The 14065-nt window shown below is 49.9% G+C and carries 12 protein-coding genes; 1 reads left to right on the forward strand and 11 read right to left on the reverse strand.

Annotated elements, in window-relative coordinates:
* Positions 1-230 precede the first annotated feature (230 nt).
* The 5 genes from ACFVSO_RS20325 to gyrA all read right to left on the reverse strand — a co-directional run bounded on the left by ACFVSO_RS20325 (position 231) and on the right by gyrA (position 5799).
* The gene (locus ACFVSO_RS20325; RefSeq protein ID WP_387476932.1) at positions 231-1004 is read right to left on the reverse strand and encodes a YfjL-like protein; all 774 of its coding nucleotides are present in this window, start codon (positions 1002-1004) and stop codon (positions 231-233) included.
* Between the two features lie 2 nt (positions 1005-1006).
* Positions 1007-1543, reverse strand: a complete 537-nt coding sequence (locus ACFVSO_RS20330; protein ID WP_387476934.1) for a hypothetical protein — start codon at positions 1541-1543, stop codon at positions 1007-1009.
* Positions 1540-2028, reverse strand: coding sequence for an RNA polymerase sigma factor (locus ACFVSO_RS20335; protein WP_387476936.1), 489 nt, complete (start codon positions 2026-2028; stop codon positions 1540-1542). The genes ACFVSO_RS20330 and ACFVSO_RS20335 overlap by 4 nt, the downstream gene beginning before the upstream one ends.
* 138 nt (positions 2029-2166) lie before the next feature.
* Positions 2167-3243, reverse strand: a complete 1077-nt coding sequence (locus ACFVSO_RS20340) for an HD-GYP domain-containing protein (RefSeq protein WP_387476938.1) — start codon at positions 3241-3243, stop codon at positions 2167-2169.
* A 36-nt stretch (positions 3244-3279) separates the two neighbouring features.
* Complete coding sequence (gyrA, locus tag ACFVSO_RS20345; protein ID WP_387476940.1) at positions 3280-5799, reverse strand: DNA gyrase subunit A; 2520 nt, start codon at positions 5797-5799, stop codon at positions 3280-3282.
* Between the two features lie 330 nt (positions 5800-6129).
* Here gyrA and ACFVSO_RS20350 point away from each other — a divergent pair, with 330 nt between their 5' ends.
* Positions 6130-6900, forward strand: a complete 771-nt coding sequence (locus ACFVSO_RS20350; protein WP_387476942.1) for a YheC/YheD family protein — start codon at positions 6130-6132, stop codon at positions 6898-6900.
* Between the two features lie 295 nt (positions 6901-7195).
* Here ACFVSO_RS20350 and gyrB read toward each other — a convergent pair whose 3' ends face one another.
* From gyrB to dnaA, 6 genes are all read right to left on the reverse strand, one after another.
* Positions 7196-9106, reverse strand: coding sequence for a DNA topoisomerase (ATP-hydrolyzing) subunit B (gene gyrB, locus ACFVSO_RS20355; RefSeq protein WP_387476944.1), 1911 nt, complete (start codon positions 9104-9106; stop codon positions 7196-7198).
* A gap of 38 nt (positions 9107-9144) precedes the next feature.
* A complete protein-coding gene (gene remB, locus ACFVSO_RS20360) occupies positions 9145-9396 on the reverse strand; it encodes an extracellular matrix regulator RemB (RefSeq protein ID WP_119803669.1) in 252 nt (83 codons plus the stop codon).
* A gap of 256 nt (positions 9397-9652) precedes the next feature.
* Positions 9653-10762, reverse strand: a complete 1110-nt coding sequence (gene recF, locus ACFVSO_RS20365) for a DNA replication/repair protein RecF (RefSeq protein WP_387476947.1) — start codon at positions 10760-10762, stop codon at positions 9653-9655.
* A gap of 28 nt (positions 10763-10790) precedes the next feature.
* The gene (yaaA, locus tag ACFVSO_RS20370) at positions 10791-11009 is read right to left on the reverse strand and encodes a S4 domain-containing protein YaaA (protein ID WP_387476949.1); all 219 of its coding nucleotides are present in this window, start codon (positions 11007-11009) and stop codon (positions 10791-10793) included.
* Positions 11010-11045: 36 nt separating this feature from the next.
* Entirely contained in the window at positions 11046-12188 is a 1143-nt protein-coding gene (gene dnaN / locus ACFVSO_RS20375) for a DNA polymerase III subunit beta (RefSeq protein WP_387476951.1), read from the reverse strand.
* 157 nt (positions 12189-12345) lie between these two features.
* Complete coding sequence (dnaA, locus tag ACFVSO_RS20380; protein WP_387476953.1) at positions 12346-13698, reverse strand: chromosomal replication initiator protein DnaA; 1353 nt, start codon at positions 13696-13698, stop codon at positions 12346-12348.
* Positions 13699-14065 lie beyond the last annotated feature (367 nt).

The raw sequence follows: 14065 nt of genomic DNA on the forward strand, positions 1-14065 counted from the left end.
TTAAGGAAACTTCGATATCGATTCAATCTTGCGATTGTATCGGGCAGTTTCGCTCGTTGTTCAGTTTTCAAAGAACAATCATTTGTCTTTCGTTTAGTGCGTGTCTGCCGTATGTCTCAGCGGCGACTTAGATAATATATCATGTATGCCCATACGATTGCAAGTGTTTTTTTCATCTTTTTTAATTTCTTTTTCAAACACCGTATAAATCCCCTATTAAACCGTTATTATCAGTTCTTTTCTTCCCCTTTAACCGTTACAATAACTCTGTCATATTCTCTATTCGCCTTTGCTTTCTTCAATATAGGCAATAACTCTCCGCTATCGATTTGTGTATCTCTTACACCGTAGATGTTCATTAGCTTATTTTCGAACTCTACATCCATTGCATACTGCTTAACGGGATACCCTTGCGCTTTCGCCCATTCATGCGATTTCCTGATCCACTCCGCTGCTTCCGCCAAATCCGTGTGGTCTGTATCCAGGCTTATATTAATGTGCAGCGGAATAGGCAGCTGAGGGTCGAGTTTCATATCAAGACTAAGCAGCCGCTCGTAATCGCTGACTTCATCATACTGGTACATGACAAATACACGCCGAATCGGAGTGCCAATCTGATCCGATAATTCCTTTTGCAGAACATCCGCAAATTCCTTGGACAGCCGATCCATGGTCTGGCGATACTCCAGCACAGTGAAGCTATAATCATCTCTAATATCATTCTTGCCATGGTATTCGACATAAAAGCGTGTATCTTCACTCGTGAGCGATTGAACACGCCCAATATAGGAACCATCCTTAAAGTTATATCCTACTTTCGTTACAAACTCGTATTCCATCTCGGGATATTGCGTCTCCATATACTGCTTAATCGCTGACTTGGCGATGGAAGCCGAGATCGGATTGCCTACAAATCCATTGGCCATATACAAAATAAATCCTATCAGCGAAAAAGCGATCATCCCTGCAACGATCTGCAATACCTTCTTACGAGTAACTTTCATCCTCATCGACTCCCTTTCTGAAATGCAAATTGCAGCAGTAATCCAATCAGAACCCCGACGGCTGTCAGCAAAGCATATATGCTGCTATAGGGCAGGCTAGTGCCCCACACAATGGGGTTCCAGCCTCCGCTGAACACGCTGCTCATGAATTGATAAACATAAGCACCTGCAAATACGATCAAAGGCATAGCCAAACTCCACGCCCGCTTCATACTGAATACAGCTAGTGCGCCCACGAAAGGCATAATGACCAGGTTGTAGAACATGCCGAAGGATCCCGTCATCGCAATGCCGATCGTTGCCCCTACCAGCAAAATGAAGAGCTGAGTCATGACAACTCCCCGTTTGATTCCTGCAACGATACGTTGATCCTTGGAATCATCCCGCTCCGGCAGAATGCCACCGTAACTGTCATATTCCTCGCGTATGTCTGGATCATGCTTCATATAGTGGTCGACCAATGCGACTGAATCGCTGCTCGCGACTCCGTCCTTTACCAAGGGAATAAGGTCCCTGATCACATCTGGCGTTACCTTCATAGCCAATCCTCCTTTGCAAGGCGATCCTTCAGCCATTTTTTCGTACGAAAATCAATGACTCGTGCCGAGCTCTCCGATATACCGTGTCGCTCCGCAATCTCCGCATAGCTGTATCCTTCAATTCGCATTTCGATAACAGCACGGGTTCTCTCCTCTTTCTCCTGCAGCAAAACAAGCACATATTCGGCAAGCTCTGCCGTTATCATGCGGCCCTCTATGCTTGTCGCCACATACAGTTGAAGCAGATCATTATATTCGACGCTGACTTTCTGTCTCTTCAGATGATCCAGCCATTTGTGTCTGGCAATGGAGCATAGCCATGTTTTCAGAGAAGATTGCCCTTTGAAACGATGAATCGACTTTATCGCGCTAATAAAGGTTTCGGACAACAGGTCATCCGCAAGTGAAGGATTGTTCGTCAGGGACAGCAAATAATGATACACATCTTGCTTATATTCTCGATATAACTGCTCAATCTGCTTCATCGCTGTCCCCCTTCCCTTAGTTAGTCGACGCTCCGCAACCTTTCGTTACACTTCCGCGCAAAAAAAAGAGCAAGCCCCTCTCTCTTCCCGTGTCATCGGAACGATCGATAGGCTTGCTGTTGATGATGCATATGTCGATTACTTCACAACTTCTTTGATATGAAGATGCCGTGCAACCGTTAAATTCTCGATGACGCCATTGATGGATACCCATGGCCGCGTCGGATGCGTCCGTTCTGAGAATACGATCTCCCCGATCCGATCATCGCTAAGACGAACAACCGTACCGTTATGGAATTGCGTGACTCTCTCGACGAACGTTCTGACATAACCAGCATCCAGCTTTCCAAAGGCATCGCTTTGAATTTGCTCCAGCACCAGGTAAGGTGACGCCGCTTTGCGATACGACTTATTCAGCGTCATCGCGTGGAAGATATCCGCAATGCTCACAATCTTGGCATAGGGATGAATCTTGCTGGAATCGATGCCGAGCGGATAGCCTGTGCCGTCTACCTTCTCATGATGCTGCAGCGCCGCAAGTTTTACGCCTTCATTCAATGCCGCAACATTCTTAAGCAGCTGGTAGCCGAGCACGGTATGACGCTTCATCTCTTCCTTCTCATCCGGCGTGAGTGAATTCGGCTTGGTCAAGATGCTTCGGTCAATGCGCACGTTGCCAATATCCTTCAGAAGGCCGGCCAAGGCAACTTGCATCCATTCCTTCTGAGGCTGTCCAACCCATTGTGCAATCAGATAGGACGTCATGGCTGATGTGACGCTATTATGAAGCAAATAATCTCGTTCCTGGAACGTCCTAGGCACGAACGTAAGAATCTTGTAATCCGCAATATGCTGAAGCAGTCGCTCCAACTGCATACGAATATCCATGATCGGCATGCCTTGTCCCGTAATGTAAGAGTTGAATACATGTCGGAGCACATCGATCATCTTCTCGTATTCGCGCTGCAGAGGGGTAGCCGGCGGCTGCCCCTTTGTCCCCGCGCTCTCTTTCTCTTCCGCCTTCTCATCGCCGGCCTTCGATTCGCTGAAGCTGTTCACGACCGTAACGCTAGTTACGAGAAAAGCCTGCAGGATGTCGATCTCCTTCGATGTGATGACCTTACCCTTCTGAAACAAAACGCTCCCAAGCGGGGTGAGGACATCTTCTCCGATCTTGTCGCCTAGCTTAAGTTGCGCAACTGCTACTGTTCCCACGGAAGTCCCCTCCCCCTATGTGCTGGATCTATCCATTTATTCGGAGACAGTAGGGCCTTCTGCACCTTCAATGCCTTCAGCGCCCTCTGCGCCTTCTTCCAGTCCGTCTTCTTCCGATTCACCATCATTCACTTCGCTGCGGGCGACACGCGTTACGGTCGCAACCGTATCATCCTCGCGCGTATGGATCAAGCGGACGCCTTGCGTATTGCGACCCATCGTGGAGATTCCCTCCATGCTGGTCCGAATAAGCGTGCCAAGCGCGGTCATGATCATTAAGTCCTCATCGTTCTCTACAACTTTCAGTGAGACGATGGGTCCGTTCTTATCTGTTACGTTCAGCGTCTTGATGCCTTTGCCGCCACGATTCTGAATCCGGTACTCGCCGATCGGCGTACGCTTGCCGTAACCTTTGGAGGTTACGATCAGCACGTCCTTGTCCATGACGACAACGTCCATATCGATAACCGTGTCGTCATCATCAAGACCGATACCCTTCACGCCTGTAGCGGAACGTCCCATGGAGCGGACATCCTGCTCGGAGAACCGGATCGACATGCCTTGAGCCGTACCCATAATAATCTCCTGGTTGCCGTCCGTCAGCTTCACTCCGATCAGATCGTCATCTTCGCGCAAGGAGATGGCGATGAGGCCGACCTTGCGGATATTGACGTAATCATCAAGCGGAGTCTTCTTCACGACACCTTGTCTGGTCGCGAAGAACAGATATTGGTCGGAGTCGAAGGCTTGTACCGGGATAACCGCGTTGACCGTCTCACCCTGCTCAATCTGAATCAGATTGATAATCGGCGTTCCTCTTGCCGTACGGCTCAGGTCTGGAATCTCGTATGCCTTCAGCTTATACACCTTGCCCTTGTTCGTGAAGAAGAGCAAGAAGTGATGCGTGTTGGAGACGAAGAGATGCTCGACGAAGTCATGCTCCTTCGTATCCATGCCGACTACGCCCTTACCGCCGCGCTTCTGGCTGCGGTAAGTCGTAACTGGCAGACGCTTGATATAGCCGGAGTGCGTAATCGAGATAATGACATCCTCGCGCGGGATGAGATCCTCGTCGAGAATTTCTTCGTCGCTTGCCGTAATCTCAGTACGGCGCTCGTCTCCGAATCTCTCCTTAATCTCGTTAAGCTCCGTGCTAATAATATCAAGCACAAGCTGCTCGTCAGCAAGAATCGCTTTGTATTCTGCGATCTTCCTCATCAGCTCGGCGTATTCCGCTTCGATCTTGTCGCGCTCGAGGCCTGTTAGGCGCTGCAGGCGCATATCCAGAATCGCTTGCGCTTGTTCATGCGTAAGCGAGAAGCGATTGATCAAGCCTTCGCGAGCTTCATCTGCTGTCTGAGACCCACGAATGAGCGCAATGACCTCATCTAGATGGTCAAGCGCAATGCGCAAGCCTTCCAGAATATGAGCGCGAGCTTCTGCTTTCTTCAGATCGTATTCCGTACGACGACGGATAACTTCGATCTGATGCTGCAAGTAATGATACAGCATATCGCGCAAGTTCAGCGTCTTCGGCTCGCCGTTCACCAGCGCCAGCATGTTAATGCCGAAGTTAGATTGCAGCTGTGTCTGCTTGTACAGATTGTTCAGCACGACACTCGGGTTCACATCGCGGCGAAGCTCGATCACGACACGCATGCCATTGCGATCCGACTCATCGCGAAGATCCGTAATGCCTTCAATTTTCTTCTCGCGTACCAGTTCGGCAATCTTCTCCACCAACCGGGCCTTAATGACCTGGTAAGGAAGCTCATGCACAATAATACGCGCCTTGCCGCCGTCTTCCTCGATCGTTGCGCGTGCGCGCATCGTTACGGAGCCGCGACCCGTCAGGTAAGCCTGGCGAATGCCGCTGTGTCCCATAACGAAAGCTGCCGTCGGGAAGTCTGGTCCCTTCACATATTCCATCAGCTCGAGTGGCGTAATATCCGGATTGCGGATAAGCGCCTGCGTGCCGTCAATGACTTCGTTCAAATTATGTGGCGGTATATTGGTCGCCATACCTACGGCAATGCCGGTAACGCCGTTGACCAGCAGGTTCGGGAACCTCGAAGGCAGAACCACTGGCTCATGCTCCTCGCCGTCATAGTTCGGCGCAAAATCAATGGTTTCTTTGTTAATATCGCGAAGAAGCTCCATCGCCATCTTGGATAAGCGTGCTTCCGTATAACGCATGGCTGCCGCCATATCACCGTCGATCGAACCAAAGTTGCCATGTCCGTCAACGAGCATATAGCGCATGGAGAAGTCCTGCGCCATCCTGACCATGGATTCATAGACTGCCGAATCGCCATGAGGATGATACTTGCCGATAACCTCGCCTACGATTCTCGCCGACTTCTTGTGAGGCTTGTCCGGTGACATGCCCAGTTCAGACATTGCAAACAGAATACGCCGATGCACCGGCTTAAGCCCGTCCCTTACATCAGGCAACGCGCGGCTAACGATGATACTCATCGCATAGTCCATAAAGGAATCTCGCATCTCCGTACCGATATCGCGGTCTGTCACTGACATTCGTTGTTCTTCCGCCATGCTTTACCTCCCTGACGTGATCTATATGATTGCCCAAATAGGAACCCATTATATTACTTTCTCAAAAGCAGTACATATAAACCTAACTTGGGCTATGTTTCTGGTTATCTGTCCCTTACATGAAGAATCGGCAAAAAATAGGCCAACTTTCACTCTCCATCTCAAAAAAAACGTCATAAAGTAAACAGACCCAACTTTTATTATACCATTCATTCCAGTGTCTGTCTTGTGCCAAGCCAGCTGAGACCAAGAAATATTGCTCATAGATTCAGGACTGAACACCTGGCGATTGTTGTTTCAAACTCACTATTTTTGAGAAGAAGAGGTGATATGACATTGGCGATTCAGCGCGTTAGGAGCAAATGGGCGAAAACAAAGGTTCTGAACAGATCCAGCGACCTGCGCCAATACGTTCCGCTCACGAAACGATTCAACCGCGAGACGCTTCGCTCCATGCTGGAAGAGTATGAGATGGTCTATGTCAAACCAGACAGTGGAACCTTCGGCAAAGGTGTCATCCGCGTAGAGAAAACATCCGAGGGCTACCGTTACCAGATTCAGAAGGACGCCCGCACTGTCGCTACGTTCGACGGACTCTACGAAGGCTTGCAGCGCTACACGGGCAAGAAGGGCTACCTAATACAAAAGGGCGTCTATCTGCTGAAGCATCAGAAGCGGCGCTTCGATATCCGTGTCATGGTGCAGAAGAACTTGCAGAACAAATGGGAGACAACGGCCATTCTCGGACGCCTGTCAGCTCCGCACAACGTGGTTACGAATTACCATAGCGGCGGAACGATGATGACCTTCGAGAAACTCATGTCGGAGCATCTGTCCGCCTCCGAGATTAGCGCATACAGCAGCCGGCTGAAGAAGCTCGGCACGGCGATCGGCCGCCAGCTCAGCACCGCCTACCCAAATCTGAAGGAGCTGGGGGCCGACGTCGCAATCGACACGAAGATGCATCCCTGGGTGCTAGAAGTGAATACGAAGCCACATCCCTATATTTACAAGATATTAGCCGACAAAAGCGTCTACCGGAAAGTCCGCAAGTATTCGCTGGCCTACGGCGGAATTAAGGGCAAACGGTCCAGCCGATAGCCATGCTGCACTCCGTTCAGCCTTAGCCACGCGAAACTACATTCTTCCACATCACGCCTCGTGTCTACTTGACTTCACACAAGCATACAAGCGGGGATACTTCCCAATCGCACAAAAAAAGAGCAGCTCCTAGAAGCTGCTCTTTCGCTATGATGAGAAAACCTCTATCGAGGCCTTTCGAAGATGAGCGACCTGAAAGTTTGCAAAGCAAACTTGCTTCGGAAGCATAGGTAGGTTTTATCGCCAATAAGAATTTTACGTTTCGTTCACCCGAAACTTATAAATTCTTATGTGGTTAGAAATCCAAGTTGGTTACATACTTCGCATATTTCTGAATGAACTCGCGGCGCGGCTCGACGTTGTCGCCCATAAGCGTATCGAAGATCGTATCGGCTTCGATCGCATCCTGGATCGACACTTGCAGCATGGACCGGCTCTCCGGATCCATCGTCGTCTCCCATAGCTGGACTGCATCCATCTCGCCTAGTCCCTTGTAGCGCTGAATGTTCACTTTGACGCCTTCTCCGAATTCTGCGAGTACGACATCTCTTTCCTTCTCCGTCAATGCATAGCGGACAACCTTGTTGCGCTCGATCTTGAAGAGCGGCGGTTGTGCGATATAGACGAAGCCTGCTTCGATAATCTGACGCATGTAGCGGTAGAAGAACGTCAGCAGCAGCGTACGAATATGTGCACCATCGACGTCGGCATCCGTCATAATAATAATCTTGTGGTAACGAGCCTTCGCGATATCGAAGTCGTCACTGATGCCTGTGCCAAGCGCCGTAATGATCGCGCGGATCTCGGCATTGCCAAGAATACGGTCCAGACGCGCTTTCTCGACGTTCAGGATTTTGCCCCGCAGCGGCAGGATCGCTTGGAAGTGGCGATCGCGGCCTTGCTTCGCGGAGCCGCCAGCGGAGTCGCCTTCGACAATGTACAGCTCACTGATCGATGCGTCCTTGGACGAACAGTCAGCCAGCTTGCCTGGCAGCGATCCTACTTCCAGCGCACTCTTGCGGCGTGTCAGCTCACGCGCTTTGCGCGCTGCTTCACGAGCGCGAGCCGCTTGAAGGCCCTTCTCGACGATCCGACGGGATACGCCCGGATTCTCTTCCAGGAATTCCTGGAACTTCTCGGCGAAGAACGATTCCACGATGCCGCGAACTTCGCTATTGCCAAGCTTCGTCTTCGTCTGGCCTTCGAACTGCGGCTCAGGAATCTTCACGGAAATAATCGCCGTAAGCCCTTCACGCACGTCATCTCCGGAGAAGTTGGAATCATTGTCTTTGATCAAGTTGGACTTGCGGGCGTAATCGTTAATAATACGCGTCAGCGCGCTCTTGAAGCCAGACTCATGCGTTCCGCCTTCATGCGTGTTGATATTGTTCGCGAAGGAATAGATATTCTCGCTATAGCTGTCGTTGTATTGCAGGGCAACCTCAACCTGAATATGATCCTTCGAGCCTTCTACATAGATCGGCGTCTCATGCAGTGCTTCACGGTTCCGGTTCAGGAACAAGACGAACTCGTTAAGTCCGCCGTCATACTTGAACGAATTGGACACATCTGTACGCTCGTCCGTCAGCGTGATCTCAATGCCCTTGTTCAGGAATGCCAGCTCGCGAATCCGGTTTTGCAGAATCTCGTATTCATAGACCGTCGTCTCGGTAAAGATTTCGGTGTCCGGCAGAAACGTTGTTCGTGTTCCTGTCGTATCCGTGTCGCCTACGGTTTTGACATCATATTGCGGAATGCCCCTGCGGTATTCTTGCTGATAAATCTTGCCGTCGCGGCTGACTTGCACGTTAACATGCTCCGATAGCGCGTTCACGACGGATACGCCGACGCCATGCAGACCGCCGGATACTTTATAGCCTTCGCCGCCGAACTTGCCGCCCGCGTGAAGAACAGTCATAACGACCTCCAGCGTCGACTTCTGCAGCTTCGTATTCATGCCGACCGGGATGCCCCGGCCGTTATCTATGACGGTAATGCTGTTATTCTCGTGAACGATAACATCGATCTTGGTGCAATGGCCGGCCAGCGCTTCGTCGATACTGTTATCGACGACCTCCCATACCAGATGGTGAAGGCCTTTCCCGCTGGTGGAGCCGATATACATTCCGGGACGTTTGCGTACCGCCTCTAATCCTTCCAGGACCTGTATCTGACTCTCGTCATACGTATGCTGTTCCAAAGACATGCAAGTTCACTGCTCCTCTCAACTGCTCTTCCTGTTCGTTATCCATTCGCCGCAAAATGATGTGCTCGCTTCTTGAGCGTTGAGGATGATATCGGCGAATAATATATTTTCTTCTGCGTGACGACAATGGACTTCGGCTCTTCTTCGCCGATCGTCTCCACGTCCTTGCGCTTGCGCGCGCCCGCGACGAATTGCTTAGACAGCTTGGAAGATTGCTCGATGGAAATATCGAATATTGCCACCAGCTCGGCCGCGCGGATAATTTTCTCACCGCCCAAATGAATATACATTTCCGGTTCACTTCTCCTTATTCGCCCGAGTCATTAGAGGTTGTTCAAAAAGTCCACTTTTGATCACGAAGCCGACCAGGAAGCCTACTCGACATCGAATATGGCATTCGGCCGGAACTTTCGGTGCTCACGTAGCTCCACTACGCTCCGCTCCTCATTTCCTAGCCTCATCCCATCTTCTGCAGCGTTTTGAAAAAACGCATCATCGGAAGCATAAGCTCATATGCTGAAAACCGAACTTTTTGAACACGGACTATTAGACCGTCACGTTGCCTTCACGCACATGATAGATACCGGCATCTTGGAGTTTCGCCATATTGACGCTCTCCAGGCCGGTTGTCGTAATAAATGTCTGTACTTTGCTCTGAAAGGTTTCTATCAGCTGCGTCTGCCGATTCTGGTCAAGCTCCGACAAGACATCGTCTAGCAGCAGCAGCGGATATTCGCCGATTTCCTCGTTGATCAGCTCGATCTCCGCGAGCTTCAGCGACAGCGCCGTCGTGCGCTGCTGTCCCTGGGATCCGAATATTTGTGCTTCCTTGCCGTTGATGAAGAAGGCGAGGTCGTCGCGATGCGGTCCCGCGAGCGTAACCCCTCTCCGAATCTCCTGATCTTTCACCTGTGTTAACTTTATCATAAATTGATCAAATAAAACAGATTCATCTTGCAGCGCATCCGCATCGAAGGACGGGCGATACTGGATCGTGAGCTTCTCCATGCCGCCTGTAATCCCTGCATGGATCTGTTCCGCGAACGTTTCCAATTTATGAATAAAGTGTTTCCTTTTTTTCATGATTTTAACACCGAACTCGGCGAGCTGCATATTCCATACGTCCAGCATAGCATTGTTCACGCTGCCGGGCGTAGCGGTCTTGAGGTAGTTGTTGCGCTGCTGAAGCACTTTGCCGTATTGCGTCAGCGTATGCAAATAACCGGGCTGTACCTGTCCGATCTCCATGTCGAGAAATCTTCTGCGTACGCCCGGCGCGCCCTTCACAATCTCCAGATCTTCCGGAGCAAACATCACCACATTGACCGAGCCGATAAAGTTGCTCAGCTTGCGCTGCTCCAATCCGTTAATTTTTGCTTTCTTGCCTTGAGAAGAATAGGTCAGGTCAAGCGTTACGTTGCCGTACCGCTTGCTGACCTCTCCCGCGATTCTTGCTGTATCCCCTTGCCAGCCAATCAGTTCCTTGTCCTTCGACGTTCGATGAGACTTGGACAGTGCCAGCGCGAATATCGCTTCCAGCAAGTTCGTCTTCCCTTGCGCATTCGGCCCTAAAAAGACATTCACTTTATTCGGCGTTGCGAGCGTCAGCTCGCGATAGTTGCGGTAGTTCTGCAATTCAATGCTGTTTAAGAACACTCTCCGAGCCTCCCGGTTCCTCCGCGTTTCACTTGCCGGCTACAACCACAAATTCACCGCAGCCTTCGACTTCCACACGGTCGCCTGCATAGAGCTTTCTGCCGCGCCGGTTATCCGGCTCTCCGTTAATGTGGACAACTGCTTCCTGAAGAAAAAATTTCGCTTGTCCACCTGTGGATATACAGTCCGCCAGCTTGAGGAATTGTCCCAGCGCGATATATTCCGTACGAATTTCGACTTCTTTCATGCGATTGCTCGTTCCTCTCGTAGCCTTCGGACGACGTTAATTCGTCGTGCGATATGGCAGAATGACATACATGCTATAGTCATGATCCATCGGCTTAATAATAATCGGTCTCATGGCACCCGTGAAGCCGATGAACAGCTGCTCACTGTCAATAACCTTCAGCACATCGAGCATATATTTGGAGTTGAAGGCGATGCGCAGCGGCTCACCTGACATGCTCTTTGCCTCTAGCTGCTCCGTTACCCGGCCTAGCTCGGTAGAGCTGGAGGAAATCTCAATCATGCCGTCTTCCAGCGTAGCCAGACGTACGATATTCGTTTTCTCTTCGCGTGACATCAGATAGGCGCGGTCGATGGCGTCCATGACATTTTTGGTATCCAGGACGAGTTCTGTCTCGAATACTTGCGGAATAATCTTGGATGTATCCGGATAAGTGCCGTCCAGGATGCGCGTGTAGAACAAAATATTATCCACTTTGAAAAGCACTTGGTTATCGGCAACGACGATATCCACAAGCGTGTTCTGATCTGGAATCAGTCTGGAGAGCTCGCCAAGCGTCTTCGCCGAGATGACGACATTGCTGAATTGGAGCGCTCCGTCGGCATCCACCTTCGTTGTGCGGCTAGCCAGACGATGGCGGTCTGTCGCTATAAACTTCAATTGTCCCTCATGCAGGTTCCACAATACGCCAGTCAGAATGGGGGTCTGTTCGCTTGTAGAAGCGGCCAGAATCGTCTGCCTGATCATCGATTTAACCAGATCACCAGGAACTTGCAGAAACTCATCTTGTTCAACGGATGGCAGAATCGGGAATTCCTCCGGGTCCAGGCCGACCATTTGGATTTCCGTAGATCCCGAACGAATGATGGTCTGGAAGCTTGGTCCTACTTCGATAACGACTTGGTCGGAAGGGAGCTTCTTAACGATTTCGACAAAAAACTTGGCTGGAAGCACGACGCTTCCCGGCTTTTCGACTTGTGCAACGATTGTGTCTTCTTGTTCTACCGTGATGAAGCTTTGAATAGATATATCAGTATCACTGGCAGTCAGTGTTACGAATTGGTGGTTAACGTCGATCTTAATGCCTCCGAGAATCGGAATAGCGGGACGAGAGGACGCTGCTTTCGCTACTTGTTGTATGGCATCGTTCAGCTCGTTTTTGGAAATCGTTAGTTTCATTTCGTCACCCGTTTCAGCTTATTTTTGATGATATTATTTAAAGATTTATTAGTAGAAGTAGTAGTAGGGGCCCTGAATATGTGGATAACCCCATAAAATAGCGATAAATCAAGCCTATCCACATGTGCATAGCGTGTGCATAGGCTTGATTAGTTGTTCACATTTGGTTTTTTATTTTCTCAGTCAGATTCTGAAGGATTTTGAAGAGTTCCTGATCCACCTTCAGCTGCTGTGTTATTTTCTCATGAGCATGTATGACGGTCGTATGATCGCGGCCTCCGAATGCTTCTCCGATCTTCGGAAGAGAGAAGTCTGTAAGCTCCCTGGACAAGTACATGGCAATCTGTCTTGGATACGCGACGGCTTTGGTCCGTTTGCGCGCTTTGAATTCCTCCAGGCGAAGTCCGTAGAACTCGCCGACCTTGGCCTGAATGTCCCCAATCGTAATCATTCGCGGTCGTCCCGAAGGAATAATATCCTTCAGCGCCTCCGCAGCGAGATGCGACGTAATATCGGCGTTGATAAGCGAGGAATAGGCGACAACCCGGATGAGAGCGCCTTCCAGCTCGCGGATATTCGTATTGATTTGACTGGCGATATAGTTCATCGCTTCATTCGGTATGTCAAGGTTCTCGGCTTTGGCCTTCTTGCGCAAAATCGCGATGCGCGTCTCCAGATCCGGCGGCTGTATGTCGGTAATCAGTCCCCATTCGAAGCGGGAGCGCAGCCGGTCTTCCAGTGTCGGGATTTCCTTCGGCGGACGGTCGCTCGAGATGACGATATGCTTGCGTTCCTCGTGGAGCGCATTGAAGGTATGGAAAAACTCCTCTTGCGTCTGCTCCTTGCCGGCCAGGAACTGAATATCGTCAATCAGCAGGACGTCAATGTTGCGGTACTTGGTTCGGAAGCTCTCGCCGTGATTATCGCGGATGGCATTGATAAATTCATTCGTGAATTTCTCGGAAGAGATATAAAGAACCCGTGTATTGGGATTATGGTCCATAATATAATGCCCGATCGCATGCATAAGGTGCGTCTTGCCAAGACCTACGCCTCCATATAGGAAGAGAGGGTTGTACACTTTGGCCGGCGCTTCGGCTACAGCCAGCGATGCCGCGTGGGCGAAGCGATTGTTCGCGCCGACGACAAAGGTGTCGAAGGTGTATTTCGGGTTAAGCATATGGGAATGCGTCTCTTCTGCAACGACAACCGGTTTGGGCTGCTTGGGCTGCATAACGACGCTCTGTTCCGTTGCTTTCGGTTCGCCGATCGAAAATTTCACATCGACTTGCTTGCCCAAAAACTCGTACAGGGTCGATCGAATGAGCTTGGTATAGCGTCCTTCGAGCCATTCTGCGGCAAAAGTAGTTGGCGCCGTTATCTCAAGTACGGAATCATCGACGAAAGAAGCTTTGGTTTCCTTAAACCAGGTGTCAAAGCTTGGCTTGCTTAACTTCGTCTGGATGATTGACAATACTTGTTGCCATAAATCGTAGGTATGGCTGTCCACAGACTGTCACTCCTTATCATCAATCGCGCGGGTGGCGCAGGTAAGCGGAAATATGTCGAATAGCTATTGTTACTAACGAAATCATCCACATTATGACGGATTGTAAAAATCGAGTTATAAATAGGGGATAAACTTGTTCACAATGTTATCCACAGGTTGTTGATAAATTCGAGGGTAAAGTACGCTCATCCACAACGAAAACATATCCATCATAGCAAATGACGCCTTATATTTCAACGAATTTGAGGATATTATCCACATCGTCAATAACTTGTGTATAAGAGTTATCTACAACACTAGATATTGTTTATATCTTGTTAAGATTTCGACAAAGTTCGTTTTTATTGGTGTTTTTCTATCCACATGT

This window comes from Paenibacillus sp. NPDC057967 (genome assembly GCF_042887015.1).
In the GTDB taxonomy this organism is placed as follows: Bacteria; Bacillota; Bacilli; order Paenibacillales; family Paenibacillaceae; genus Pristimantibacillus.

Coding starts and splice junctions, on each gene's coding strand:
- ACFVSO_RS20325 (WP_387476932.1), bottom strand. CDS start 1,004: ATGAAAGTTACTCGTAAGAAGGTATTGCAGATCGTTGCAGGGATGATC.
- ACFVSO_RS20330 (WP_387476934.1), bottom strand. CDS start 1,543: ATGAAGGTAACGCCAGATGTGATCAGGGACCTTATTCCCTTGGTAAAG.
- ACFVSO_RS20335 (WP_387476936.1), bottom strand. CDS start 2,028: ATGAAGCAGATTGAGCAGTTATATCGAGAATATAAGCAAGATGTGTAT.
- gyrA (WP_387476940.1), bottom strand. CDS start 5,799: ATGGCGGAAGAACAACGAATGTCAGTGACAGACCGCGATATCGGTACG.
- ACFVSO_RS20350 (WP_387476942.1), top strand. CDS start 6,130: ATGACATTGGCGATTCAGCGCGTTAGGAGCAAATGGGCGAAAACAAAG.
- gyrB (WP_387476944.1), bottom strand. CDS start 9,106: ATGTCTTTGGAACAGCATACGTATGACGAGAGTCAGATACAGGTCCTG.
- remB (WP_119803669.1), bottom strand. CDS start 9,396: ATGTATATTCATTTGGGCGGTGAGAAAATTATCCGCGCGGCCGAGCTG.
- yaaA (WP_387476949.1), bottom strand. CDS start 11,009: ATGAAAGAAGTCGAAATTCGTACGGAATATATCGCGCTGGGACAATTC.
- dnaN (WP_387476951.1), bottom strand. CDS start 12,188: ATGAAACTAACGATTTCCAAAAACGAGCTGAACGATGCCATACAACAA.